This window comes from Rhizobium sp. AC44/96 (genome assembly GCF_001692185.1).
Lineage (GTDB): Bacteria > Pseudomonadota > Alphaproteobacteria > Rhizobiales > Rhizobiaceae > Rhizobium.
Window position 1 is genome coordinate 87,276 of record NZ_LXKO01000030.1, and the last position, 25,592, is coordinate 112,867.

Sequence of the window (25,592 nt, forward strand, 5' to 3'; positions counted from 1 at the left end):
CAACTCGACCGCCACCTCCGGCAACGCACAAGCGTCACGGGGAGGCCGACGGTTTGAAGCCATCGTCGGCTGCCGGCGTACCGGGCGCTCCTTGCCATCTTTCAACACGAATGACATCTCCCGGGAAAACCGGGTCATTGTCTTTCGCAGGAATCGTGTGTGTCGCACCCTTGGCGGTGCGGTCGACCGTCGTCACGAACGACCCGGGGCCGTCATCGGCGGCTACATTGGCAGCGACCGGCGAGCGGATCTCGATATTCTGAAGCAGGGTTCGCGCCGTTTCGGCCTTCTCTGCGTTCGCCGCCAGCTGGTCGCGCACCTGTGCGGCCTCGGTCAGGGCATCGACACGGTATCGGTTGCGCACATCCGCGGTGTCTCGAGCCACCTTGGCAATATCCTGCTGCGCCCTGAGAATGGCCAGAGAGACGTCAAGATTTCGGCTTTCCAGATCCGCCAGATTCTGGCTCGAGGTGAGCTGGCGAGACGATACGGTCAACCCCTGGGCGATCAGCTTGCTGACGGCACCGACGTCCTTGTTGGCAAGATCAATCTGCTTCGCCAACGACGCCGACTTGGCTTTCAGGGTCTCGATCTCATTCGTGGCCAGCACCTTCGCCTGGTTGAGCGCATCGAATTCGGCGCTCATCGATTGCTGACGTGTATCGAACAGGTCTTGCTCCTCGCGCATCATGCGATCGACGACGGACTGCCCCGCCCTCTTCGTCAGCTCCTCTGGGAACGTGATCGAGGGTTGATTATGGGTAATCGCATCCAACCGGCCTTGCCGGGCAAGGAGCCCGAGCCGTTCCACCTGAAGCGTACGCAGATCCCCGCGGCTGACCAGCGCATCATGCTGCAAGGTGAACGAGCTCGCGTCGACCGGGCCGAACATACCGCCAGCCATGCTTAGCGCCTGAACAATCGTCAGACCGGGACTATAGCTGTATTTTCCCGGCTTCGAGACAAGGCCAGTGACGAAGAAGGGCCGGTACTCGGAAACCTCAACCGAAGCGTTGGGGCGCTTCTGCAGCCCGACCTGTGCTTGCAGTCGCTCGCCGATCGAGTTGGCGACCTGTTCCAGCGTCATTCCGGCAGCAGGCACGGTGCCGATGATGGGAAGCGACAGGTTCCCGGCTGCGGAAATGGCAAAGTCACCGTTCAGCGGCACCCATTCATAGGCTGTTCCCGTGACCGGCCGCCATTCGTAGACGCGAATTTTCAAAGTGTCCTGGGGGCCGAGGATGTAGTCCTCCGCTCTCGCCGAGGTGCTGAAGCACAGTGCGATGAACGTGGTCAGAAAAAGGAAAAGGCAAGCCACCCAGGCTCGCTGTCTATCGGCACCACCAATTGTTCTTTGCCACATCTGCCTGCTCGTGGAAGAAACTTTATGGGTCATGTTTCACTCCTACCAAATACCAGCGCGGTGATCGAAACAATGCTTCTCAGCCCTTGCTAGGCTACACCAACTTGGGCCCGACTGGCTGTCGACCTGACGACGAAAGACTTGAACTTCTCCATGAAGATCTCCGTTCGGAACTCTCCGGCGCGCGCGACCGCATCCGCCGGATCGAAATCGATCCGCTCCAGGCGTTCAACCGCGTCGATCAGCGCTTCGACCGTCTGCGTGCCGAAGAACACGCCGGTCCTGTCGCGCACCACGGTTTCGGTCGCTCCGCCGCGGCCAAATGCTATCACGGGGCGTCCGCTCGCCATCGCTTCCACCGGCACGATACCGAAGTCTTCCTCCCCCGGAAAGATGAGCGCCTTGCACCGTGCATAGTGATGCTTGAGGACGTCAAAGGGCTGAGGCCCCAGGATCGTCACTGTGGGCCCGGCGATCTTGCGAAGATGGTCGAGCATCTCGCCGCCGCCGATCACCAGGAGCTTCGCCTTCATGCGGTTGAAGGCCTCCACCGCCAGATCAGGTCGCTTGTAGCCTACCAATTCTCCGACCATCAGATGGTAGTCGCCGAGTTCGGAGGCCGCGACCGGCCGGAAGGCAGCCGTATCAACCGGCGGATGGATAACCTCGGCGTCCCTGCGATAGTAGCTCTTGATCCGCTGCGCCACCGTCGCGGAATTCGCCGCGAAATCGTCTACACGATTGGCCGTCGCGACATCCCAGGTTCTCAGGTAATGCGCGAGCGGCGGCATCATCAGGCGGGTCATCAACCCTGAACTATCGTAGTATCTGTTGTACATATTCCAGATGTATCGCATCGGAGAATGACAGTAACACACGTGCACGGCCGTGGACGTCGGGATTACCCCCTTGGCGGGCCCGGACTCGCTACTAATTACGAGGTCATACTCATTAAGGTCGATCTGCTCCAAGGCCATCGGCATCAGGGGCAGATATTTCTTGTACATCTTCTTTGAATAGGGAAGTCCATCGATGAAGGTCGTGTGGACCTTATGCTTCCGGATCACGTCGGAAATTGCTGCTATATCATAGACATGTGTGTAAATATCCGCGCACGGATAGATGTTGCAAAGTGCTTCCAGCACCTTTTCTCCACCGCGCATTCCAACCAGCCAATAGTGTATGATTGCCACACGCATGGAAAGCTCCATGAAAATATTAAACCGCATAGATTGTAGAAAATGAACGCGGCCATCAGATATGACAAAGAATATCATAAATCGACCAAAGTCGCTCCGGCCTTATCAATAACGATTTCAGCCAGATGCTACTCAGACATTATCGTAACCTACCTATAAATACTGCAGCGCAACAAAGACATTGTCAAACGGTGCGCTAGTTGTTAACTTACCGACCATGCCCGATCGGCGCAGTCTGCACATGCCCATTGACCTTTCTTGAGTAGGGAGCAAGCAGATGAGGGAATTTGATCTAAGACGTGACTTTGACGGACTGGGTGGCGCAAGGATGCGCCGGCCTACGGAACTGGTGCACATTGGACGTTCAAGGGCGAGAATTCCCGATACCGCACCGGGTAGAATGAAGTACGCCGTCGATGCGGTCCTCGCCGTCATCGCGCTGGTTGTACTGTCTCCAATGCTGCTGATGGTGACGGTGATCCTGCTTGTCACGCAGGGTCGGCCGATTTTCATCACGCATCGGCGTATCGGCAAAAATGGCGTGCTGTTCTCGTGCTTGAAGTTCAGAACCATGGTCTCCAACGCCGAAGAGGCGCTGGCGCATCATCTGACAGAAAATCCAGACGTCCGCGCTGAATGGAAGGCTACACGAAAGCTGAAGGATGACCCCCGCGTCACACCTTTCGGGCGGATTTTGCGTAAGAACAGCATCGATGAGATCCCACAGCTGCTGAACGTCATCAAAGGCGAGATGAGTCTTGTCGGCCCTCGCCCGATTGTACCGAACGAAGCCGAACTCTATGGCGTGCATTTTTCCGACTATATTCGGGTTCGGCCCGGACTGACCGGCCTTTGGCAGGTGAGCGGGCGAAACGACACGAGCTACAGCAAACGTGTGGAACTCGATGTCCTGTACGTGTCGGAGCAAACGCTATGGGGCGACGTGGTGATCATGGCCAAGACGATACCGGCCGTGCTGTCCTCCCGCGGTAGCTACTGAGACGTCGACCCTAGGGGCCGAGGGCAGATGCACGTCCTGTGCCGTCTGCCGCCACAGAAATATGACTGCGCCGTAAACAGACGTTCCGAGCATTGAAACCCTCATGGAAGGACGCTGATGTCAGCATTGCAGGATATCTATCTTTCCGATCATTATGCGGAGCTCAATCCGAACTGGCACGAAGAGGATTCCCCTTGGAAGGCCCGCCAGATCGAAAACATCATCAGAAAGAACGGGCTGCAATTCGATTCGCTTTGCGAAATCGGCTGCGGAACCGGAGAGATCCTGCTGAATTTGTCCCGGGCGTTCCCGGCAGCTCGGTTTGCTGGCTATGAGGTCTCTCCTCATGCCTACCAGAGAGCAAAGACAAAGGAGACAGATCGTGTCTCCTTTCACCTGAGCCCTAGCGCCGGCGAAGAGCGGACTTGCTACGATGTCCTTGTGGTCGCAGACGTCATCGAGCATGTCGACGACTACATCTCCTTCATAAAGGGGCTTCGCGCCCGCGGCCGCAAGGCCATCTTCCACATCCCGCTCGATCTCTCGGTTCAGTCGATACTGCGTGGCTGGCCCATCATGAATCTGCGCGCCAATGTCGGGCACTTGCACTACTTCTTCAAGGACACGGCGCTCGCGACCATCAGAGATTGCGGGTACTCGGTGATCGACTACAGCTACACCGCCAGCCGCCTGGAGCTTCCCAACCAGGCGCTCAGCAGTCGTTTGATGCGTCTGCCGCGCAGGATGCTCTACTCCATCAACCCGGATTTGGCAGTTCGGGTGCTCGGCGGCTACTCGCTCCTTGTTTTGGCAGAGTAACGATCATGACGATGGCAAGGAGACAAGCTGCAACATGATCCTAGAACCCATCGGCGTCGCTACCATTCTTGTTGGTCTGTTTTGCGTACTGCTTGGCGACATGACGATGGTCACCGTGCTTGCGATCGTACCGGTGCTGGGGTCAGCGGCCGCGATGTTCGTCGGCTTTGCCAATATTCAGCCGGCCCATGTCCTCCTCGGCTTTCTTGCATTGGGCGTCATTACCCGAAAGCAAGAGTTACGGGCCTTCATCCGCGCCCTCAGCCCCGGGGAACCGGGCTTCTGGTTCGTCCTTCTGATCGCCTATGGCGTGCTGAGCGCCTACTTTGCCCCACGCCTGCTTACGGGTGTGACGCAGATCGTCGCGCTCGGCTCGACGGTCTTCGGCGACACAGGATCGACCGTTCCGCTCGTGCCGGTCTCCAGCAACCTCACCCAAAGCGTCTATATGATCGGCAACCTCGTTTGCTTCGGGTTGACCTTGGCGGTGGCGTCGACCCATCGAGGCTTCAATGCGGTTCTGACCGGGCTGATCGGCTATTGCGTTGCCAACATCGTCTTTGCCGTGCTCGATATGGCCACCTTTGCCACAGGCACGCAATGGCTCCTCGATTTCATGCGCAACGCCCAGTATGCGCTTCACACCGATGCTCAGATCGGCAACCTGAAGCGAATTGTTGGCTCCTTCACCGAGGCTTCCTCTTTCGCGAGGTCGACGCTTGGCGTGCTGGCATTCTCGGGAACGCTCTGGCTCAGCGGCTACAAACGGCCGCTTATGGGCTCGATCGCCGCAGCCTCCGTCGTGCTGCTGTTTCTGTCCACTTCGTCGACAGGCGTCGCCGGCGCCCCCCTCATGCTGTTGATCCTTTACGCGACCGCGTTCTCGCTTAGCGGCAGGAGGCGAATCCGCCGCGTGACCGCCGCCGCTATGATCATGGTCCCTCTTGCAATGATTGCGGTCGCGCTGCTGATAGCCATCGATCCCGTGATATCCAAGACCGTCTATGACTACGTGGACATCGTTGTGCTGGGCAAAGCCACGTCCGATTCCGGCATTGAGCGGAGCACGTGGAATACAATCGCCATGCAGAACTTCTTCGACAGCTGGGGATTTGGTGTTGGGCTTGGAACCGTCCGCACATCGAGTTTCGTCATGGCGCTGCTCGCCAATGTCGGCATTCCCGGTACGATCTTCTATGCGGCGTTTGCCTACACCGCGTTTTTCAAGAAGCGCGGCGTCCCCGGAACGCTGACGTCCGATGTGCGGCTTGCCGCACGCAACGGGTGCTTCGGCTTGATGATCGGAGACCTGCTTGTCAGTCCGGTGCTCGATCAGGGGCTGTTCTTCTGCATGCTGGCTGCTGTCTGCTGCGCCCAGCCCGAACGCGAGCGCAGCACCCAGGCGGTGCGCGCTGCCACGCAGTTGGGAGCGACCGCATGAGCACCGTGCCCAAATTCGCCGTTAATGGCCGTTTCCTAACGCAGAATGCGACCGGCGTGCAGCGCTATGCATTGAATGTCATGCGGGCTCTGAACACTGCGCTGGAAGAAGCGGACGGGTGGGCAACGATCGTTGCGCCCGTCGGCGGAAATGATCCAGGCTTCGCCCGCATGCCTGTGAGCCATTCGGGCCGCCTGTCGGGTCACGCGTGGGAACAACTCACTCTTCCCGCCCGATGGCGAGGGAGGCTCCTCAATCTTTGCAACACCGCCCCGGCGTTAAAGGCAGACCAGATCGTCTGCATCCATGACGCCAACATCTTCGCAGCTCCCGACAGCTACAGCCGCTCATTCAGAGCGTTCTATCACACGCTGCAGCCGCTTCTCGCCCGGAGATCTGCCCGGATCACCACGGTCTCCCACGCTGCAGCCCGGCAGATCGCCAGACACCTTCCCATTGCTGTCGAAGACATAGCGGTCCTGCCGAACGGCCACGAGCATGCCTTGCGCTGGGATCCTGCGCTTGCACAGACCGCGCCAGGGATCATTGCCACGGTATCCGGTCGAAGCGAGCGTCAGTTCGTGCTCGCTCTCGGTTCACGCGCACGGCACAAGAACCTGACCCTGCTGATCGACGCAGCGCCGGGGCTCGATGAAATCGGGGTCGACATCATCATCGTTGGCGGCGACGCGGGAATTTTTGTCCCGGGCGAACTCGCGGCGCGGCCCAACGTCCGCCTGATCGGGCGCGTTTCCGACAACGATCTCGCATACCTGCTCGACCGGGCCCTCTGTCTCGCCTTTCCGTCATTGACCGAGGGATTTGGCCTGCCGATTGTCGAAGCGATGGCACGGGGCTGCCCGGTCGTCGCCTCCCATTGCGCCAGCATGCCGGAGGTTTGCGGCACCGCCGCTCTCCTTGCGTCCCCGACCGACCCCGTGGCCTGGGTCCAGCATATCAGCACCCTCAAGGATTCGCAGGAACTGCGCGCCGACCTCGTGCAACGGGGACGCAGCCAGATCAGACAGTTCTCGTGGTCCAACACGGCCGCAGGCTATTTGGAACTGCTTGAACGGCCGACGGCCCGGAGATCGATCTATCATGCACCGGTTACAGCTACTGGCGCGCGCACGGCGCTCGTTGTGGCAACACGCGGACGCCCTGCCCTTGTCAGCGCAACCGTGCGGCACACGCTTGCAACGCAAACCCAGCCCCCCGACACCGTTATCGTCTCATGCGTCGATCCCGAGGATGCGGGAGATCTCGCGGACCATCCCAACGTCACTGTGTTGACCGGACCGCCCGGCCTCGCCGCCCAGCGCAACACCGCCTTGGCCAATCTCCCCAAGAATACAGAGATCGTCGCTTTCTTCGACGACGACTTCGTTGCCGACGGAAACTGGATCGCCGCTGCCACCCGCACCTTCCGGGATGAGAGCCGCGTTGTCGCCTTTACCGGCCGCGTTGTTGCCGACGGCATCAACGGCCCCGGCATCGCATTCGCCGATGCCGTGCAGATGACAGCGGAGGCAGCGGCGGCCGATTGGGCTTGGATCGAACCCTACAGTCCCTACGGCTGCAACATGGCATTTCGCGTAAAATCAATCGGCTCGACCCGCTTCGACGAACGCCTGGTCCTCTACGGCTGGCTTGAGGACCGCGACTTCGCGGCTGCCCTCGCCAAGGGCGGTGGGCGACTGGTCAAGGACGCCGCTGCCTTCGGCGTCCACATGGGCACCAAGGGTGGACGCATAAGCGGCAACCGTCTTGGGTATTCGCAGGTCGTGAACCCGCTCTATATGCTGCGTAAGGGAACGATGACCATCCCGAAGGTCGCGAACCACATCCTTTGCAACATGGCCAGCAATTTCGGACGAGCGGCGTGGCCGGAACCGTTCGTCGACAGACGCGGCAGGGCACGAGGCAATCTCATTGCCATTGCCGACGTACTTCGTGGCCGTCTGGAACCCGAGCGCGCGGCAGGGCTCCCGACAGCAAGCCAGAGGGGATCAATTCAGCCGGAGGTAAAGGCGCGATGACGTATAACAGCCCGCAGCCCCTGAAGCGTTTGTCCGGGCTATGGCGGTTCGATGACACGCTTACGGAGAAGACCGACGAAGGTCCGGTGGCTCTGCTGCGCGCGATGTATCTGCTCGGTCTGCAGCACAAGACGAAACTGATCCTATGCACCGCGATCGGCGTAGGATTGGCAACGCTCTATGCCAAAACCCTTCCACAGACCTATTCGGCAACGGCTACGCTTTTGCTCGAGCCACGACGCCAGGCCGCGATTTCCGGCCAAGAGGCAATCGTACCGGGCAGCCTCGACTTGAACAGAGCCGATAGCGAGCTCCAGATCATCCGCTCGGAGCGTCTTCTATCGGCAGTATTCGACAGCCTGGACCTAGAGAACGCACCGAGCCTCGGGCCGGCTGCTGGACGAATGATCGACGCTCCGATGGCCGAGGTACAGCGCTATCTCGATCAGTCCGTGATCGGTAAACGACCGCCCGCCGAGAACAATCCCGCCGTCCCGGAAATCGGCAAGTCCGGGCGCTCGGTGCCACCTGCAGCGCCAAGCAACGATCCAGCCGAAAATAGCGCCCGCCAGGCGGCATTCCAGGACTTCATAAGGAACCTCAACGTCCGACGCGTTGGCCAATCCTACGTCATCGAGATCGAATACTCGGCAACCGACCCTGTGCTCGCGGCCCGCGTCGCGAACGCAATGCTGTCCGGCTACATCTCGCAATCTGTCGGCTTCAAGGCGCAATTGGCGCAAGCCGGAACGGAAGCGCTTCAAGGGCGCCTCGACGCTCTGGCCGCCCAGGTCAACGCAGCCACGGATGCAATGAGGCACGGTACGCTGCCGATCATTCCGACGCCGGATGCCGACGCCCGGATCATCGGTGCGGCATTGCCGCCGGTGAGCCCCACTGGCCCCCGTTCAAAGCTCATCATGGCGCTTGGGGGCGTGCTCGGGCTGATCGGGGGCTTCACCATCCTGGCGCTGGATCGCAAGGTTCGGACGGCCAAGGATCTGATGCGTGATACCGGCGTTCCCTGCCTCGGAACCATACCCGAAGCCGGTAGCTGGATCGGCGCAGCCTGGCGCACGGATATCGAGCGGGCCGCACTTGTCGTCAGCCAGCCCAGTAGCCGCTACGCTGTCGCTATGCGTGACTTGAGAACATCAATCGAGATCGCCTGCTCCTCCATTCGCAGCGAACGTAGTCTGGTGATCGCGATCGCCGGCTGGGAAGAAGGCGCCAATATCTCGACGGTCTGCCTCAGCCTTGCGCAATTGATAAACAGAAGCGGCCGGTATGTTACCCTCTTCAAGTCCGAGGTCGGGCGTCCGGACTATGAGGCCGGCGGGATGGACAGTTCCGTTGCCGTTTCGTTGGCTGATGCGCTGATTGCCGACGTGCGTCCCGAGCAAGTCCTTTTCACGAACAGAGACGGCATTACGGTATTGCCGATCCACTCGGTTAACCCAGAGACCAACCTTTTTGCTGACTTCCGAGACCGCCGTGTCGCACGTATTGTCGAGTCCGCTCGCGTCAGAGGCGACGTCTTGATCGACTTGCCACCTCTGCACGACTCGACGGACGCCCTGGCATTGGCGATTCACGCTGACGCGGTGCTGATCGTGGCAACCGCCGGGAAAACGACGACCGATGAGGTGAATGACATGCTTCATCAATTGCGGCGCTCCGGCGCCAATGTGATCGGCACCGTAGTCAATCGGAGAAAGGCATGACACCAGCAACGGTCGGCGGACAGGCAGCTGGCCTTCTTTACAGAACGGTGCCGCGCCAAAGGTCGAGAACCATGGCAAATGGTCACCAGGACAGAGTGACGACTCCGAAGCTTGCGGTCGTCATCACCTGCTGGAATTACGAGGCGTATGTGTCACGGGCGATCCGTAGCGTCGTTTCGCAAGGGCGCGACGATTGCGAACTCGTGGTGATCGATGACGGTTCGACGGATCACTCCTGGGAAGCAATCACCCGCGAAGGCGTGACCGCCTATAGGACGGAAAATCGCGGCCAGCGCGCGGCCTGCCTCTACGGGCTTGATCACACGCAGGCCCCCTTTGTGCTTTTTCTCGACGCCGACGACGAACTGGTCCCGGGCTCCCTTGCCACCATCATCGCCGCACTCGATGAGCGGGTTGCTAAGCTGCAGTTCCCCTTGATCCAGATTGATCGTGACGGAAACGTCACCGATGCGAATGACCCGTCGCTCGGCACGTTCCGAAGCAGCCTGACCCTCGCCGACCGGGTACTGCGTACGGGGGTCTACACAACGCCTCCTACCTCCGGAAACGTGTTCCGGCGTGACGTCTGCGAATATCTGCGAGAGGTCGATTATGATCGCGCGGTCGATGGCGTCATTCTGTTCATTGCCCCCTTCCTGGGCGACGTGGTGGGACTCTCGCAGCAGTTGGGGCGTTATCGCGTGCATGACCGAAACGACTCCGGGCTGGGACGTCCCCTCAGCGCTGAATCGTTGCGCCGGGATATCAGGCGCTTCGTGGATCGCACGGATCATCTGCGCCGAATCCTGGAAAGATCAGGCCGGGCGGCAGAACTGGTGGCGCCGGAGCAAACCTACTACTATCTCGAGCACAGCTATTATCTGGCGATAGTCGATGGCCAGCGTGTTTCCCTCGGCAACCTTGGTCGATTGTTGGTCGCCCTGTGGAGCGAATGCTACCCCGCGAAAACCAAGGCTAGATTGACAGCGTACTATCTGATCACCACTGCCCTGCCAAACGAGCGCGCACGCCGCGCAATTGGCTATCGGCTTGAGTCAGGAAGACGTTCGGCCATGGGCCTGCTTCGCTCACTTCTCTGATGGCAGCACACTTGGCGTTCTCACGCCCGACAGCTATCGACGATTGACAAGCTCGAGCCGCCCACCACCGGCGATCAACCGCACACCCAGAGCAAGCAGCGTGCCGACATAAGCCGCCGCACCCGTGCTCGCCACGATGCCAAGCTCAACGACATCGTTCCACGCACGGCCCGCAAGCTCGTGTCGCAACACCAGAACCCAGATCGCCATGACAATGGCGGCGAGCGCAATTTGCCACAGGTTCTTCAACTGCCTCCAGATTTCAACCTGCAGCAGCCGCCTCGTCTCCATGAGATAAAAGACAAACATGATCGAGGAGAGCAGCACCCTCGCAAAGCTGACGCCTGTGGTTGAAAAAAGATAGAAAGCAATAGAGATCAATACCAGCCTGAAGCACAGGTCGATCGTGTTGAGCTTGAAGATGATATGCGGCCGATCGACCGCAAGCCCGGCAGAGTACAAAGTCTGGAAGTAGGGAATGGGGATCATCGACAGCGCCAGTGGGGTGAGGAGAGGCGCCGCGTCCTTCCACTTCGCTCCGAGCAGCAGGTCCGTGACAAGGTCCGACGTCAGGCTGATACCGACACAGGCCGGCACCGCAATCAGCATGACAAAGCGAACGGCTTTCAGGAAGGCGAACTTCATCCGCTCGGGATCCGAGCCGATCCGTGCAAATGCAGCCATGACAGACTGTTGCGCAGGACCGATCAGGTTCTGCGTCGGAATTGCCGCGACATCGCTGACCAAGGCATACCGACCGAGTATCGCCTTGCCCGCGACGGCGCCGATCAACACGCGATCGAACTGCCAGTTGAGGGCCGATACCAACTGCGCGGAACTGAACCAGCCAATGAAGCCTGCAAAATCGGGCAGCCGGGACAACGAGAAGGCCGGGCGATAGGGCGCCAGAACATAGGACGCAATAGTCGCCGCGGTCGATGAAGCCACGTAATTTGCTGCGATCGCCCAGTAAGTTCCCCCGAGGAAAACGGTGGTCGTGGCCACGACGAACGAGGCTACCTTCCCGCAGAACTCCAGAAGGAAGGTCTGCCGGAAACCGAGATCCCTGGCGAAATGCACCATAGCCGGGCTGTATAGGCCCTTTATGACTGGGGCGAGCGCGAGCACCGCAACGAGAGGCATCAGCTCCGGGTCGTTATTCAGGGCGGCAAAAGGCCACGCTGCCGCCAGAATAATGACGGCGATCAACCCGCTTCGCAGGATACTCAGCGTGAAGCTGGTGTCCAAATGGCGTTGGTCAATTGTCTTGAGGCGGACGAGCGCCTGCGTGACAGGCAGCTCGAGGACGGTGTCGACAACAAGCACGAGCGACATCGCCAACGCCGCCAGACCAAAATCGTCGGGTGTCAGGCTGCGAGCGAGAACCAGCAGCGTAAAGAAGTCGATGATGCGGCCGACGAAGCGAGACACAATGAGCCAGCCGGCTCCTTTGAAGGCTTTGAATGCGAGCATTCTGAAATCAAGACCCCGCTGTTTGCCTCTTCGCTCCAAGGGTATCGCAATGTTGTTTCATGCTTGTGCATCGGCTGTACAAAGGAAGTGCGCTCAACCGGCTGCGAACGCCCGCAGGGATTCCGCAAGCTTGCTGTAAAGCACCCGTGTGTTGAAATGCTGGCGCACGGTTTCCACTGCGGCAGCACCGAAAGCCTCTTTGTTTTCCCAGGCATTCAGGATCGCAGCCGCAAGCGCCTCGGGATTCCCGACCGGAACCAGCCGACCATTCACGCCGTCTTCCACAAGGCGCTCGAAAGCCCTGATCCTGCTCAAGACCACTGCTGTGCCGCACCCCATCGCTTCCAGTGCGGCAACGGCCACGGCCTCGTTGGCCGAAGGCATCGCGTAAACTCCGCACGTCTGCAGGAAATCTCGAACCGTCGTTCGATCGACAAAGCCGTGAAACCGCACGCGAGCGGAAACACCAGCATCGACCGCGCATCGCGTCAGCATGTCAAGGTCGGGGCCGGCGCCGACGATGTCCAGTGACCATTCTTCCGGCAGAAGCCCAAGCGCCTTGATGATATCGCTCGTTCGCTTCTGTTTGTTGGTCAGCCGCGCCACCGTCAGAATTGTCTTGCTGCGTTGGACATCGGCGCGCGGATAGAACCGGGAGGTATCGCAGCCGTTGGGCTGAAGCGTGGGCACGCCGCCATGCTGGGCAACGATGTCGCATTCGTCGGGTGTCTGGCAGTAGACGCCCCGAGTTCGCGCGAAGGATCGGCGCTTGAACCACTTGAGCACGCCCTTCGAGACGCCGCCGTGATCAGCGGCGGTCGTCGGCAGGTCGATGCGCGAAACAACATGGTCGAACCGGCCGCTCCAATATTCCTGAATGTAGAGCAGATCGACGTGATCCTGTGCGAGCCCTGCTTTGAGCGGCTTCATCAGTGCTGCCGCATTGAGCCGCTCATCAGCGTAAAGCGTTAGCGGATTGGTCCGGCTCATTCGCTTGAGCCATACCCTTTCCGCCGGCCGGTACCACGCCGCAAGCTGAAGAAATCGTACAGCAACGCCCGAATCCGTTTCGTAACGGCCGCTTTCATGCAGCGAGGGAATGTAGAGCGTCACCTTGACGCCGTTCTCCACAAGACCACTGCCGTAATACCAACTCCAATCATTGCGGTAGCTCTGAAGGTATTTCTCGCGTGTCTGACCCTGTACACGTCCGAAGAACCCTTCGAAAGAACCGCAACTCAGAAGCATGGCAACATTCATCAGCAACTCCTCGGTCTGGCCAGTCTAGCGATGCAGGCGAACTGTGACGCCCCGCACGATATGCACCGCTTCAAGCGCTGCCAGCAGCGCCGGCTTGAGCAAGGGAAAGTCACGCGCAATCGCGCCCTCGCGCCATAGCTGCGACTTCACCGAGATGAGTTTCCGGCCGATCGCGGCCCTTTCGGAGCCACCGATCACCTGCACCATATCCGACCGTCCGAAATCGACCGAACGCGGGCCGGTGCCGAGCGCGACAAGATCGAATTGGGTCGGGTTGGTAATGGCTCTTTTCAAGCGCCGCCAGGCTCGGTCGGCGTCAGCCACAACCGTCGCTCCGCTGGTGACGCCGTCGATGTACTGCAGCGCTCCTGCGAGGAGCGGGTTGCCCAGCGAAGGGTCAAGTCTGCCGTATCGGATGTCGCCGGAATCCCCCACTATCTGGCCGTCGGCATCTTCGCTCAGCCGTCTTACCGACGGCACTGCCGGCTCGAACAGACTTTCGATGATCTGCCAGTACCTTAGAATGACGGATTCCACTTTGAGTGGGCTGTAGAGGTTTTGTTCGACCACAAGCCCCGCAACTCTCGGGAAATGATCCTCGCTCAGCCCTTTGTAATTGCACCTGGCGAACTGGATCGTCTCGAAACGGTGGTCAGGGAAGCCGGCGGCCAGGAGCCGTTGCGTGCTGCCATACAAGCCGGTATCGCACAGGATGATCCGCTTCGTGTCTCCAGCAACCTGATCGAGATGCCGGGCGAAAAGCTCGTTCTGCTTTCGCACATCGGCAAGGACACGTTGACCTTCCGAAGTGTCCAGCATGAAAAAGAGCCGCGCCGGGTCGAAAGGCTGCCGCCAAGCCGCCGGCAGGTCGTAGCGGCCCTCACCCATTGCATGAGCGACATCCGCAAAACTATTGCCGCGAAACTCGCGACCGAGCTCGTCCAGCACCGCTGGGCTTCTCGTCATGAGCGCGGAACGCGCCGCAACAAGGCGCGAGACCAGAATGCTCTCCCGCTTCATATCGAGCGGAAGCTCCAGAGCCCGCAACAATCGCTCGAATGCTTCACGGATACCGACGCCGCCTCTCGCGCAAAACAGCATGGTCGCATCGCCGCCTGCATTCGCCTGCCTGGCGTATAGCCAGATCAGCAAGCAGAACTCGGCGACGATCGGCCCAAAAACCTCCTTGCCGAACGACGTCCTATCCTCCGGCACGGGAACATCCATCCTGCCTCGCAACAAGCGTCGCCTGACGCGCCGAATTGCTTCCGTGGCTGCGCCGTCCGCCCGGGAGGCGTAGCTTCTGAAAGTGTTCCTCGGAAGATGTACGGCCCGGATGCCCATTCCCTCGGGAACGTAGAAGTCGGCTCTTTCGTCGTCCCCTATATGGAGCATTTGCAAGGGGGAGACCGACTCGGCTTCCAGAACTGCCGAAAACAACCCACCATGCCGCTTGCTCGCACCCATGTCGGCGCTCGAGTAGACCCGGTCGATGAGCCCAGGGCCATGAAAATAGTCGATCAGTTCGGTGAGTTTGTCTGCCGGCAACCCCGTGTCGCTCACGGCAACAACCCTGAGCCCCGCCGCATGATAGCGCCGCAGCAACATCGCGAGAGCGCCGTTCGCCGAAAGGGCCCTTTTCTCGGACGCCAGTTCGATCGCAAGCCGTTCCTCGACCAAATTCTCGGGCAATCCAAGAATGTTGAGTTGGTTGCAGATAATATCGGTGAGACGCACCTCACCCGCGCCGTCGCCCATATTCAACGCGCGATAGGCTGATTTCTGTGCCAAGAGACGCACACGAACAAGGTCGTCCGGAGGCACCGAAAAGCCGCGCTCGGCGAGCAGGCGCGCAAATTTTGCCTCGGCCGCTACGATCCGAGATCGCTCCGATTTCCTACGGCGTAACAATAAAGTATCGAAGACGTCGGTTGAGATCAGCTCTATCTTGCTGACAGGGCTGTAGAGATCATCATGGCTTCGTCGCAGCACTGGATACTCCCTGCGTCGGTCAGTTTAATTGATCCGTCTCTCCGGAACGAATCCGGCACACAAAACAACCCAGCCACGTCTCAGGAAACCGGGCTCGCACCAATGCATCGCATTCTCGTGGCGCAAACGAGCCCGTAATTTCAAGCGCCACCAAGATATAGTAGCAGACTCAAATTCACGATATCAAGTGCCGATCAACAACTCGATCAAAGAAAAAGATCGACAGAACTGAGATTTACTACTTAAGCGTTATAAGTTCTTACGTATGAAACGCCGGATACATCCGAATATATCAACCTTACTCTTATCTTTTCAGGTCGGAAAATTTAATCTATGGTTGGGCTTGGGGGTCTTATAGACGGGAACAGTCTATGGGTGACGCAAGTAGCGAAATCGTCCGCGAGACTAACATCGAACCAGAGGGGTTTGATGCAATTGTTCTTGGAGCCGGGATTTCCGGCTTGGTGTCTGCTTCCGTTCTTGCAAAGCAGGGAAATCGCGTTCTCGTTGTCGATGAGTATAGCCACATAGGGGGCAACCATATCGACTGGTCGTCCAACGGTTACACATTCGACATCGGAAGCCTGATCTTCCAGGACGACTCTCCCCTGCTCGACCACTTTCCGGAATTGCTGACACTTTACGTCCCAATCGATCCAAAGTGGGCGCGGTTGAACCCGCAAGGCATGGTAACGGCCTATCCAATCTCGCTGCGCGACGACATTCTGGGCGCTGGCCCGCTGGAGATCACCAGAATCCTCGCTTCCGCCGCCTACGCGCGGATCTTCCAGCGGAAAATGCGGAACGCCAAGGAATTCTCCCGATATTGGATTGGCGCCTATCTCCTCCACCGTTCCGGGCTGGAATCCTACATGAAACGCTTCTACGGGATCGGCGCGGAAGAAATCGACATTGATCTCGCCAGAAAGCGAATGCTCTGGATCAGCGAACATGCCTCCTTGAGAAATCTGGCCTCACGCGTGCTGAAGCCCAGGAGGCAGGGGCCAACAAACCGCCAGATGGCGCGTCCGCGGGAAGGCTTTAGAACGCTTTACAATGCCGCCGCCGAACGGCTGACAAAACAAGGCGTTACATTTCATCTTGATGCGAAGATGCAGAGTGTCCTTAGAATTCAGGGCAGGCTGCACTTGGATCTCGGGGATAGAACCGTCGCGTCCAGCCGGGTGATATCAACGATACCGATCCACCGAGCCGAGGAATTGTGCGGCCTCGATTCCGGCCGGCGGCTGGAAAGCATGACGCTCATCGCCCTCTATTTCAGCTTCTCCGGAGAGCGCGGGTTCAAAGAGTCGATCATCTACAACTTCTCTCACGAAGGCGCCTGGAAGCGCTTGACCGTCTATTCCGACTTCTATGGAAGGGTTGGCGATCGCGAATATTTCACTGCCGAGGTTGTGGCCAACCATGTCGGCGGATCCGTGAGCCAAGCCGAAGCCGATTTCCGTGCGCACGTTCAGGCAAACGGACTTTTCACCGGCGACCTGAAGCTCGAGGGAAGCCAGGTCCTCGACAATGCATATCCAATCTATCGCGAGGGCGCGGCGCGGCACGCAATCGAAGCTGGGCGGCAGCTGCGGGCCTTCGGGCTCGAGTCCTTCGGCCGGCAGGGTGCGTTCAACTATCAGCCGACCGCTCGCACCTCGACCCTGGAGGCGGAAGCGTCCGTCAACGGCGCATAGGATCATGTCTGCCGATACGGTCCGAGAGACAGGAGCAAACGTTCGCGGCGGTCAGGGTTGAGATTTTAGCCATTGCTGACAAATGTCGATCGGGCCATACTTCGATCTCATCCATTGCGAGCGCATAGCATTTTTGCCGACAACGACACTGGGTGCTTTTCATGCGTATCCTGCATATTCTCAATCATACCAATCGGTTGAATGGGCACGTTCATGCGGCGGTCGATCTCGCCTGCGCTCAAAGCAAGCTCGGCCACGCCGTCTGTGTCGCCAGCGGCGGCGGTGATTTCGATGCCCTGCTGCACAGGAACAATGTCGAGACGGTGGTAATCAATCACCACCGAAAGCCGGTCAACCTTCTCAAATCGTCATTTGCGCTGCGTTCGCATGTGGCCGCGTGGAAGGCGGATATCGTTCACGCTCACATGATGACCAGCGCCGTCCTCGCTTGGCCGATCTGCAAATTCGCCGGCATCCCGCTGATCACCACAGTTCACAACGAGTTCGAAAAGAGTGCAATCCTCATGGGGCTCGGCACGCGGGTGATTGCCGTGAGCGGAGCGGTCGGCGCATCCATGCGCAAACGCGGGATACCGGCTTCAAAGCTGCGGGTTGTCCTCAATGGAACGATCGGGTCCATGCGCTTCGAAGACCGCAACCGGGTGCCCGTTGCTCTCCACGCACCTAGCATCCTCTACGTCGGCGGCCTGCACCCCAGGAAGGGGTTGCCCGACCTGTTCAAAGCCTTCGACATTGCTTACGCACAACACCCTGAGGCACGGCTCTATGTCGTGGGCGAAGGACCATTCCGAAAGGCCTATGAGGAAATGGTCGGCCAGATGGATTGCGCGACAGCGGTGAGCTTCCTTGGCGCAAAGGAAGACCCCTTTGCCTGGATGGCCGGCGCGGACATCTTTGTTCTGCCGTCTCACGCCGATCCGGCGCCCCTTGTTCTTTCCGAGGCGCGGGAGGCCCGCTGTGCGGTCATCGGGACCTCGGTGGACGGCATACCACAGCTGTTGGAAGCCGGAGCCGCCGGCATTCTGGTTCCTCCAGAAGACCCCGGCGCGCTTGCGGCCGTTCTCTGCGATCTTCTCGACAGTCCCGCCCGGATTGAAGAGTGGAAAGACAAGAGCCAATTACGCATCGAGCACCTGACGATCGACCGCGTGGCGCGCGAAACGATGGATGTCTACGGAGCCGCCCTGTCGCCCATGTCGAAAACGGCCGCAGCAGCAGCCTGAAGCCCGCAACCCCAACCGGAGAGCCAAACCATGACCACCACTACGTCTCGCCGTGGTATTCTGATCGGCGCTGCCGCGCTGGCGGCCGGAGGCGGCTTGCTCCTCACCGGCACCCGCCCAGTTGCCGAAGAAACCCGCGACCCGACAGAAGGTCGGGCTCTCGCTTTCGATGAAAACTTTGCGATGCTCGATCCGGCAATCTGGTTTGCCGGCCCAAAAGCCACAACCTTCGATAGCGGTTTTTACGGCCGATCCGCCTTCAGCCGGATCGAAGGCGAGGAAGGCTTCCTCCCCTACGAGATCGTCGATGATGCGGCAGCGGGCAACGGCAAGGCACTCCAGATATCAGCCCGATATATCGGGCGTCCGATGAACGTGCCAAACTACTATGGAAACAACCTGCCCGAATTCCAGTGGATCTCCGGCAATATACAGACGGCGAAATCAGACGGCACAATCATGAAGGGCTGGAGACAGGGATATTTCGAAGTGCGGATGTGGGTGCCCGCGCATCCCCTGAGCTTCCCTGCCTTTTGGCTGATGAACGGCAGGAGCATCCTCTATCCAAAAACCAGCATCGAACTTGATGTCATCGAGCAAAAGGGCTTCGAGCCAACTCAATACGGCCTCTACCTGCACGAATGGGGCCAGCCCGGTGAACACCACGAAGGCATCGGCATGCATACCGGAACAGACATTACCAAGGGCTACTTTCGCTATGGTGTTTCCGTCGATGGCGGCCGTTGCCGGTTCTACTTCGAACGCAAGCCTATTCGCGATCCAAAGACCCAGCAGGCGGTAGAATGGACGATCGGGCGCGCGGCGGAGATGGATGCGCAAAACGACGTCTTCTGGCCGCTGATAACCCTCGCCCTGCAATCCGACGTTCCGTTCCCCAATCCGCTGCGCGATGAAGACCGGGAGACGAGACTGCGCGTTGACTACATGAGGGTCTATACCTGACCTCCACGCTGCGGCGAACCGGCCAGCGGCTATCAGTTATTTGACAAGCTGTGCTCGACCAGCGCTGCGAGCCCTAAAAGACCCGCATCATCCCCACGGCGTCCACTGAGCATCAGCCCAATTGGACGGTGTTGGGACGGTCGACGAACCGGGATGGCAATAGACGGCTGGCCGGAGAGATTGAACACCGTCGCGTTTTTCGACGCCTGCAAGTCGTAGTCGTCGTGCCAGTTTCCGAGAACCGCCGGCATGGTGGTTGCTGCCGGAGCAACGAGCACGTCGCAATCGCGCATGGCCGCGTCCATCGTCTGTGCAAATCGACGAACCCGGCCCCGCGCATCCTGGTAGTCGGCCAGAGTGATGCGCGATTTTCTTTCCAGTTTTTCCGAGGCGCGTGGGCTGAACCGTTCGCGGTGGGACAAAAGCTCGCCTGCGAACGCTTCGTAAGCTCCCCGAAACAAGCGTGTGCTTATCGTCAGGCTGTCTTCGACCCCTGCCTCATCCAAATCGACGATCAAGGCGCCCAGGCGCTGCAGATCGGACAGGCACTCCTCGACTGCACCTGCGATTTCGGGATCACCGTCAAAGAAGAAGCGGCGCATCACGCCGATCCGAACGCCCGCGAGCCCATCGTCTCGCACGGCAGCATCTTGCCCCTCAAGCCCCGTAGCCGCAGCAAAAGTCAGTGCTGCGTCCGCCACGGTTCGCGTCAATGTGCCCACATGGTCCAACGACGGCACCAGCGGCACGACACCGTCCGTCGAGATGGCATTGAAACTCGGCTTGAAGCCGACAACCCCGCAACAATGAGCGGGGAAGCGTATGGAGCAGGCGGTATCGGTCCCCAACGCCGCGAATGCCAACCTAGCGCCGACAGCGGAGGCCGAGCCCCCGCTTGAGCCACCGGCATCCAAGCGGGCATCCAGCGGATTGCGGATCGCACCGAAAAACGGATTGTCACTGGTGGTTCCATACGCAAGTTCGTGCATCCCGACCTTGCCAAGAATGATGGCGCCAGCGTCCCTCAATTTCCGGACGACCTCGGCATCGTGCTCGGGAACCAGATCGGCGAACAGCTCGGATCCGCTCGTCATGCGAACGCCGGACACCGCTATGTTGTCCTTGATGGCAATCGGCACGCCATGAAGCGGGCCACGCCAGCGCCCCCGTGATCGCTCGGCGTCGGCAGCGCCTGCAGCCTCAAGCGCCAACTCCCGTGCGACCGTGATGAAGGCGTTTAGCGAAGGGTTACGCCGGTCAATGCGTTCCAGCATATGCTTTGTGAGTGCGGCGGATGTCAGGGTGCCGGCCCGCATGAGCGCCGACACCTCGGCAATGCTGAGGTTGTGCCAGTTTTCTCCCGGCATCCTCAACGCTCGCTTTGACGCAGCCAGTCCGCGAGAGACCGTCGCTTCTGTCGCCCGCGGCCGACCATTGCCTCGGCCGCACACAGCGAGTTGAGCACGGCCTCCTGCGTCGCTTCGGCAGCGGCGCGGAAGAGTTCGTCTATCCTGCCTTCGTTGAGTGCCCGGATTTGAACGAAATCTGCGGGTTCATCGTGGTCGAAGACCACGCCCGTGCTGAAGCCGACCGTGATATCGCCGCTTCCGTGCCCCCAGAAGGCGCCGAGCCGAGCAAGGCCGGCACCGCACCGACGGCTGACACGCTGCAGCTGGCGGTGTTCCATCGGGATGTCTGTTGCCAGAACGATGATGACGGATCCCTTCTCGACATCCTGCGTCGTCTTCGGGCTTGGGCGTCGGCCATCCGGCAGGACAAGATCGCCCGCGCGCCCGAAGTTCGAAAGAACGAGAACGCCAAGATGGAAATCCGATGCATCCAGCACGATCCTGCGTGACGACGTGCCAATGCCGCCCTTGAAGCCGAAGCAGCTCATTCCGGTCCCGGCACCGACATTGCCTTGCGCCATCTCGTCGCTTGCGCTGACGAGCGCGAGACGGGCATGATCCTCGGTTACGGCCATTGCCTGGATATCGTTCAGCGGTCCGTCATTGCATTCGCCGACCACGGGATTGACCGTTGCAGTCTGCCTGCCGATATCGGGATTTTGCGCGATCGCCTCGCGGATAAGGGCATTGGCGCAGGTGCCGACGGCGAAAGTATTGCTGAGCAGGATCGGCGTTTCCAATGTCCCCAGCTCGTCGACCTGGACAAGGCCGGCGCTCTTGCCGAACCCGTTGATGACATCGGCGGCAGCCAGCACCTTCCGGCGATACATGTTGCCGCCATGAGGAACGATGGCGGTCACGCCCGTATTGATGTCGCCAGCCCGCAGCGTGTGATGCCCGACGCGGACGCCGGGCACATCGGTGATCGCATTGCGTGGGCCAGTGGGCATGGTTCCGCAGACGATGCCGAAATCACGTGCTGTTACGCTCACTGGTTAGTCCTTCCCGATCTAGAGACGCCCGGCTTCGATGATGCTCTTCAGGAACGCCTGCGTTCTTTCGCCCTGCGGCTGTCCGAAGATCTGTGAAGGCGGACCTTGTTCATAGACGACTCCGCCCTGAAGGAAGCAAACCTTGTCTGCCACTTCGCGTGCAAACCCCATCTCGTGGGTCGCCAGCACCATCGTCATGCCCTTCTTCGCAAGATCGCGCACGATGTCCAGAACTTCCGATACGAGTTCGGGATCAAGCGCCGACGTAATTTCATCGAGCAAGAGCAATGTCGGGTCCATCATCAGCGCACGAACGATCGCGACACGCTGCTGCTGACCGCCGGAGAGCCTGTCAGGATATTCGTTGGCCTTGTGCTCGAGCCCGATGCGGGCGAGAAGCGCGCGTCCCTTCTCGAAGGCTTCCTTTTTGGGCATGCCAAGCACCTTAAGCGGCGCCAAGGTGACGTTCTCGATCACGCTCATGTGCGGAAAGAGGTTGTAGCCCTGGAAGACGATGCCGATCTCGCGGCGCAAGGCATCGAGATCCACGCCCGGTCCGGTCACGCGGTCTCCGTGGAGGCGGATTTCGCCCTCCTGGATGGTCTCCAGCCGGTTGATGCAGCGAAGCAGCGTGGACTTGCCGCAGCCGGACGGCCCGATGAGGCATACGACCTCATGTTCCTCAATATTGAGAGAGATGCCGGCGAGAACCTCCACCGGCCCGTAGCGTTTGTATGCCTTGTCGATTTCGACGAGTGCCATTTTCAGAGTTTCCTTGCCTGCCGGCCTACATGCCCGAGCGCATCTTGCGGCGATCCCGCTCGATCAGCTTGTCGACGAAGCGCGCCTGCGGAATGGTGATGACGATGAAGATGAGCGCAACCGTGGTCACGGCGGAGAGGTTGAAGTAGTTGCTGGCAATGATCTTCGACTGATTGAAGGCGTCGATCGTACCAATGATGGCGACCAGCGCGGTGTCCTTCTGCAGGCTGATGCAATTGTTCATCAACGCCGGCACGATGCCACGGACGGCTTGCGGAACCACGACGTAACGCATCGTCTTGAAGTACGACAGACCAAGCGACCGGGCCGCAGCAATCTGGCTTGGATGAATGCTCTCGATACCCGCCCGGTAAACTTCGGACGTGTAGGCGCCGTATGTCAGCGTCAGAGCGATGATGGCATAGGCGTTCGACGAGAGATCCTTGAGGATCGGAAGCCCGGTCAGCGGCAGACCGAAGCCGATCAGATAGATGGTGATGATCGCCGGGAGACCGCGGAAGAGATCACCATAGATGATAGCCAGCGTGCGGATAGGTCTGCCGGCGTCACCGGGGAGCGTTCTGGCGATGGCAACGACCAGTGCCCAGACGAGGATCAGGATGCCCGACACGAAAAAGATGAAGACATTGGTGCCGAACGCCTTGAGGACAGCGCCCGCCGACTTGGCGATCAATCCGACGTCAAAGAAGGTCCGGCTTACTGCGGCATCATTAACCACGAGGAACCATGCAAGGACGCACACGATGAGCAGGGATGCCGCATAGGCAAGTGCTCGCCAGGATGCATCGGAAGCATTGGCCCCGAACTCGCGCCCCAGATGGACGTCCGCTGTTCTGGCCGCCTGGCGCGACCACGACAGGGCGCGCACTGCCAAGGCGACCACGAACAAGGGAATGATAACCGCAATGGTCGAGACGATCGCGACCGGCACCGCCGACCAGCCCTGCGCGACCACATAGCCGCGAATGAAGTAGACCGTATAAACGACGGCAAGAAGAGTGAGGATCGCGCAGAGCAGCACCGCGACGGAGCGTCTGCCATGAGTTTTCACCTGGTTGCGAGCGCGCCAGTTGCTGGCGCGCTCTCCCCCGGCTTCAACAGCCTGTATCGACATGGGGTTCTCTATCCTCGGCTCAGGGCTTCCAGGCCGGAACATCGTCCGGCGAAACGCCGCCGAAAGATTCCAGAAGGTAGGCCTTCTCCAGCTGCTTGAGCGTGCCGTCGGCCTTCAGCTCTTCCATCACCTTGTCGATGATCGGGTTGTTCGGCGAACCCTTCGGATAGATGCCTGCCGTCTGGCCACCCGTCGAATACTTGCCCACGGTAACCAGCTTGCCGCCAGAATTAGCGACTTGGCCGAGCACGATGCCGAGATCGGTCATGACCCCATCAACCTTGCCTGCCACAGCCGCGGTGAACATGGAGCCCGTGTCGTCAAACACGTCGACCTTCTCGACCTTCAACTCGTCCTGGAGATAGGAAACCATGGTCGTCCCCGCCTGGGTCCCCATGTGGCTCGTCTTAATGTTCTTTTCATCAAGCGTCGAGCCAGCCTTGGCGGCAATACCGTAGTCCGAAGTCGCGTAGGGCATGGAGAAGTCGACCACCTTCTTGCGCGGCTCGGTAACCGAGATCAGCGCCAGGGCGATATCGAAGTCCTTGTTCTGGCCAGCGACGATGGAATCGAACGATGCGTTGACGAGCTTGACCTTTTCGAGCCCAAGGCGGTTGGCGATGTTGACCGCCATGCAGAACTCGAAGCCGTCCTTGATCGTGTCGGGCGTATCGCCATTGAACTGGCCGACGGCCGGGAGATTGATGATGACCGTGAACTGGCCGGGGACAGCCGGCTTGATCGATGCCGTGCCTTTCTGGCCGGTGAGCGGGCAATCGCCGTAACCTTCGGTCGCCGAGGCTGCAGTCGCCATCGCCAGCGTGCCGGCGAATACGGCAGCAGTTGCTGACCTGGTAAGAATAGTTGAAATTTTCATGGTTCCCTTCCTTTTATCGTTGTTGGGTTGAAGTCATTGCCGCTACAGGATCGGCGCGGTTTGGGTCCGGGCGAGTTCCAGATAGGCGGCTTGCAATCGACGCGTAATCGGCCCGGGCTTCCCGTCGCCGATCGAACGTTGTGCAACTCGAATGATTGGCGTGACCAGGCTCGAAGCACTCGTCAAAAAGACCTCCCGGGCATCGTAGGCCTCGTCGAGCGTGAAGCGGCGCTCCTCGATCGTGAGACCCTGCTCCTCGGCGACGGCTTGCAGCGCCCGACGGGTGCAGCCAGGCAGCACGGCGTGGGAGTTCTGGCGCGTAACGATCACGCCCTCCTTGCTGACGATGTAGGCAGTCGACGACGCACCCTCGGTCACGTGCCCATCTTCGACGAACCAGGCCTCATGAAAGCCACGAGCTTTCGCGTGCTTCTTTGCAAGGACCTGCCCAAGCAGCATGACCGTCTTGATATCGCGCCTGGCCCAACGCGGATCGTCAGCTACGTCAACGGCAACGCCGTCGCGCACCGACGCCGTGTCCACGATCTTCTTTGCCTGGGTAAATCCGATAAAGCTCGGCTCAATCGCTTCGGCATATCCGAAATCGCGATCGGCGACGCCGCGAGTTACCTGCAGATAAATGACGCCCTCACGCAGGTTGTTGCGTCGCACCAACTCGGTCTGGATCTCGACGATCCGTTCCTTTGCCATCGGCATGGGGATGGAAATTTCACCAAGCGAGCGCTCGAGCCGGGCAATATGGAGGTCATTGTCGAGCATTCGACCGTCGATGACGGCTGTTACCTCGTAGATGCCGTCAGCGAAGAGAAAGCCCCGATCGAAGACTGAAATTTTTCCGTCTTCCTCCGCAACAAACGCCCCGTTTACAAATATCGTTCTGCTCACCCGTATGCCTCGCATTGATAGTATGCGTGGACGGTAGGCGATAAAGGATCGGCTGGCCAATGCATTGTTTTGCAAGCGTTATGCATATTTTGCATAAGACTGAATAGGCGTAAGTGTGCGAGATCGGGACCGCGCCAATGCGGCAATCCCTCGGCCCTATATCAGCGTCGAAGCGAGTCAAAAACGCGCGGCGA

The 25,592-nt window shown here is 59.6% G+C and carries 20 protein-coding genes; 9 read left to right on the forward strand and 11 right to left on the reverse strand.

Features of this window, described 5'->3' with window-relative positions:
- Positions 1-34: 34 nt before the first annotated feature.
- A complete protein-coding gene (locus tag A6U87_RS20225) occupies positions 35-1,396 on the reverse strand; it encodes a polysaccharide biosynthesis/export family protein (protein ID WP_065693098.1) in 1,362 nt (453 codons plus the stop codon).
- A gap of 56 nt (positions 1,397-1,452) precedes the next feature.
- Positions 1,453-2,562, reverse strand: coding sequence for a glycosyltransferase (locus A6U87_RS20230; RefSeq protein WP_244499542.1), 1,110 nt, complete (start codon positions 2,560-2,562; stop codon positions 1,453-1,455).
- Between the two features lie 277 nt (positions 2,563-2,839).
- On the opposite strand from A6U87_RS20230, the gene A6U87_RS20235 reads away from it, so the two are divergent.
- The 6 genes from A6U87_RS20235 (at position 2,840) to A6U87_RS20260 (ending at position 10,685) form a co-directional block, all read left to right on the forward strand.
- A complete protein-coding gene (locus tag A6U87_RS20235) occupies positions 2,840-3,562 on the forward strand; it encodes a sugar transferase (RefSeq protein WP_083199607.1) in 723 nt (240 codons plus the stop codon).
- Between the two features lie 126 nt (positions 3,563-3,688).
- Positions 3,689-4,381, forward strand: coding sequence for a bifunctional 2-polyprenyl-6-hydroxyphenol methylase/3-demethylubiquinol 3-O-methyltransferase UbiG (locus A6U87_RS20240; RefSeq protein ID WP_065693373.1), 693 nt, complete (start codon positions 3,689-3,691; stop codon positions 4,379-4,381).
- A gap of 34 nt (positions 4,382-4,415) precedes the next feature.
- Positions 4,416-5,822 (forward strand): hypothetical protein, encoded by a 1,407-nt coding sequence (locus A6U87_RS20245; RefSeq protein ID WP_065693100.1) that lies wholly within the window; start codon positions 4,416-4,418, stop codon positions 5,820-5,822.
- Positions 5,819-7,861, forward strand: a complete 2,043-nt coding sequence (locus A6U87_RS20250) for a glycosyltransferase (protein WP_065693101.1) — start codon at positions 5,819-5,821, stop codon at positions 7,859-7,861. The genes A6U87_RS20245 and A6U87_RS20250 overlap by 4 nt, the downstream gene beginning before the upstream one ends.
- Positions 7,858-9,585, forward strand: a complete 1,728-nt coding sequence (locus tag A6U87_RS20255; protein ID WP_065693102.1) for a Wzz/FepE/Etk N-terminal domain-containing protein — start codon at positions 7,858-7,860, stop codon at positions 9,583-9,585. Before A6U87_RS20250 ends, A6U87_RS20255 begins: the two co-directional genes overlap by 4 nt.
- Positions 9,582-10,685 carry a glycosyltransferase family 2 protein gene (locus tag A6U87_RS20260; RefSeq protein ID WP_342587906.1) on the forward strand — a complete coding sequence of 368 codons (1,104 nt, stop codon included), beginning with the start codon at positions 9,582-9,584 and terminating at the stop codon, positions 10,683-10,685. Before A6U87_RS20255 ends, A6U87_RS20260 begins: the two co-directional genes overlap by 4 nt.
- 33 nt (positions 10,686-10,718) lie before the next feature.
- Here the strand turns inward: A6U87_RS20260 and A6U87_RS20265 are convergent, their stop codons facing one another.
- The 3 genes from A6U87_RS20265 to A6U87_RS20275 all read right to left on the reverse strand — a co-directional run bounded on the left by A6U87_RS20265 (position 10,719) and on the right by A6U87_RS20275 (position 15,410).
- On the reverse strand, positions 10,719-12,158 hold the full coding sequence (locus A6U87_RS20265; protein ID WP_065693103.1) for a lipopolysaccharide biosynthesis protein: 1,440 nt from the start codon (positions 12,156-12,158) through the stop codon (positions 10,719-10,721).
- A gap of 93 nt (positions 12,159-12,251) precedes the next feature.
- On the reverse strand, positions 12,252-13,418 hold the full coding sequence (locus tag A6U87_RS20270; protein ID WP_065693104.1) for a glycosyltransferase family 4 protein: 1,167 nt from the start codon (positions 13,416-13,418) through the stop codon (positions 12,252-12,254).
- Between the two features lie 24 nt (positions 13,419-13,442).
- Positions 13,443-15,410, reverse strand: a complete 1,968-nt coding sequence (locus tag A6U87_RS20275) for a hydrolase (RefSeq protein ID WP_065693105.1) — start codon at positions 15,408-15,410, stop codon at positions 13,443-13,445.
- 371 nt (positions 15,411-15,781) lie between these two features.
- On the opposite strand from A6U87_RS20275, the gene A6U87_RS20280 reads away from it, so the two are divergent.
- From A6U87_RS20280 to A6U87_RS20290, 3 genes are all read left to right on the forward strand, one after another.
- A complete protein-coding gene (locus tag A6U87_RS20280) occupies positions 15,782-17,110 on the forward strand; it encodes an NAD(P)-binding protein (RefSeq protein ID WP_065693106.1) in 1,329 nt (442 codons plus the stop codon).
- Between the two features lie 161 nt (positions 17,111-17,271).
- On the forward strand, positions 17,272-18,354 hold the full coding sequence (locus tag A6U87_RS20285; protein WP_065693375.1) for a glycosyltransferase family 4 protein: 1,083 nt from the start codon (positions 17,272-17,274) through the stop codon (positions 18,352-18,354).
- 30 nt (positions 18,355-18,384) lie between these two features.
- Positions 18,385-19,317, forward strand: a complete 933-nt coding sequence (locus A6U87_RS20290; RefSeq protein ID WP_065693107.1) for a family 16 glycosylhydrolase — start codon at positions 18,385-18,387, stop codon at positions 19,315-19,317.
- 32 nt (positions 19,318-19,349) lie between these two features.
- Here the strand turns inward: A6U87_RS20290 and A6U87_RS20295 are convergent, their stop codons facing one another.
- Genes A6U87_RS20295 through A6U87_RS20320 form a run of 6 tightly spaced genes read right to left on the reverse strand, consistent with a single transcriptional unit; the run spans position 19,350 to position 25,398 of the window.
- Positions 19,350-20,684, reverse strand: coding sequence for an amidase (locus A6U87_RS20295; RefSeq protein ID WP_065693108.1), 1,335 nt, complete (start codon positions 20,682-20,684; stop codon positions 19,350-19,352).
- 2 nt (positions 20,685-20,686) lie between these two features.
- Complete coding sequence (locus A6U87_RS20300; RefSeq protein ID WP_065693109.1) at positions 20,687-21,718, reverse strand: P1 family peptidase; 1,032 nt, start codon at positions 21,716-21,718, stop codon at positions 20,687-20,689.
- A gap of 18 nt (positions 21,719-21,736) precedes the next feature.
- Positions 21,737-22,480 carry an amino acid ABC transporter ATP-binding protein gene (locus A6U87_RS20305; RefSeq protein WP_065693110.1) on the reverse strand — a complete coding sequence of 248 codons (744 nt, stop codon included), beginning with the start codon at positions 22,478-22,480 and terminating at the stop codon, positions 21,737-21,739.
- A gap of 25 nt (positions 22,481-22,505) precedes the next feature.
- Positions 22,506-23,615: an amino acid ABC transporter permease gene (locus A6U87_RS20310; protein WP_065693111.1), complete on the reverse strand. Its 1,110-nt coding sequence runs from the start codon at positions 23,613-23,615 to the stop codon at positions 22,506-22,508.
- A gap of 19 nt (positions 23,616-23,634) precedes the next feature.
- A complete protein-coding gene (locus A6U87_RS20315) occupies positions 23,635-24,492 on the reverse strand; it encodes an ABC transporter substrate-binding protein (protein WP_065693112.1) in 858 nt (285 codons plus the stop codon).
- 42 nt (positions 24,493-24,534) lie between these two features.
- Positions 24,535-25,398, reverse strand: coding sequence for a D-amino-acid transaminase (locus A6U87_RS20320; protein WP_065693113.1), 864 nt, complete (start codon positions 25,396-25,398; stop codon positions 24,535-24,537).
- Positions 25,399-25,592: the final 194 nt, after the last annotated feature.

What these genes read in the sequence shown, in the direction of transcription:
- A6U87_RS20225 (WP_065693098.1), bottom strand. Translation starts at nt 1,396, where the DNA reads ATGACCCATAAAGTTTCTTCCACGAGCAGGCAGATGTGGCAAAGAACA.
- A6U87_RS20230 (WP_244499542.1), bottom strand. Translation starts at nt 2,562, where the DNA reads ATGCGTGTGGCAATCATACACTATTGGCTGGTTGGAATGCGCGGTGGA.
- A6U87_RS20235 (WP_083199607.1), top strand. Translation starts at nt 2,840, where the DNA reads ATGAGGGAATTTGATCTAAGACGTGACTTTGACGGACTGGGTGGCGCA.
- A6U87_RS20245 (WP_065693100.1), top strand. Translation starts at nt 4,416, where the DNA reads ATGATCCTAGAACCCATCGGCGTCGCTACCATTCTTGTTGGTCTGTTT.
- A6U87_RS20250 (WP_065693101.1), top strand. Translation starts at nt 5,819, where the DNA reads ATGAGCACCGTGCCCAAATTCGCCGTTAATGGCCGTTTCCTAACGCAG.
- A6U87_RS20255 (WP_065693102.1), top strand. Translation starts at nt 7,858, where the DNA reads ATGACGTATAACAGCCCGCAGCCCCTGAAGCGTTTGTCCGGGCTATGG.
- A6U87_RS20260 (WP_342587906.1), top strand. Translation starts at nt 9,582, where the DNA reads ATGACACCAGCAACGGTCGGCGGACAGGCAGCTGGCCTTCTTTACAGA.
- A6U87_RS20265 (WP_065693103.1), bottom strand. Translation starts at nt 12,158, where the DNA reads ATGCTCGCATTCAAAGCCTTCAAAGGAGCCGGCTGGCTCATTGTGTCT.
- A6U87_RS20270 (WP_065693104.1), bottom strand. Translation starts at nt 13,418, where the DNA reads ATGAATGTTGCCATGCTTCTGAGTTGCGGTTCTTTCGAAGGGTTCTTC.
- A6U87_RS20280 (WP_065693106.1), top strand. Translation starts at nt 15,782, where the DNA reads ATGGGTGACGCAAGTAGCGAAATCGTCCGCGAGACTAACATCGAACCA.
- A6U87_RS20285 (WP_065693375.1), top strand. Translation starts at nt 17,272, where the DNA reads ATGCGTATCCTGCATATTCTCAATCATACCAATCGGTTGAATGGGCAC.
- A6U87_RS20290 (WP_065693107.1), top strand. Translation starts at nt 18,385, where the DNA reads ATGACCACCACTACGTCTCGCCGTGGTATTCTGATCGGCGCTGCCGCG.
- A6U87_RS20295 (WP_065693108.1), bottom strand. Translation starts at nt 20,684, where the DNA reads ATGCCGGGAGAAAACTGGCACAACCTCAGCATTGCCGAGGTGTCGGCG.
- A6U87_RS20305 (WP_065693110.1), bottom strand. Translation starts at nt 22,480, where the DNA reads ATGGCACTCGTCGAAATCGACAAGGCATACAAACGCTACGGGCCGGTG.
- A6U87_RS20310 (WP_065693111.1), bottom strand. Translation starts at nt 23,615, where the DNA reads ATGTCGATACAGGCTGTTGAAGCCGGGGGAGAGCGCGCCAGCAACTGG.
- A6U87_RS20315 (WP_065693112.1), bottom strand. Translation starts at nt 24,492, where the DNA reads ATGAAAATTTCAACTATTCTTACCAGGTCAGCAACTGCTGCCGTATTC.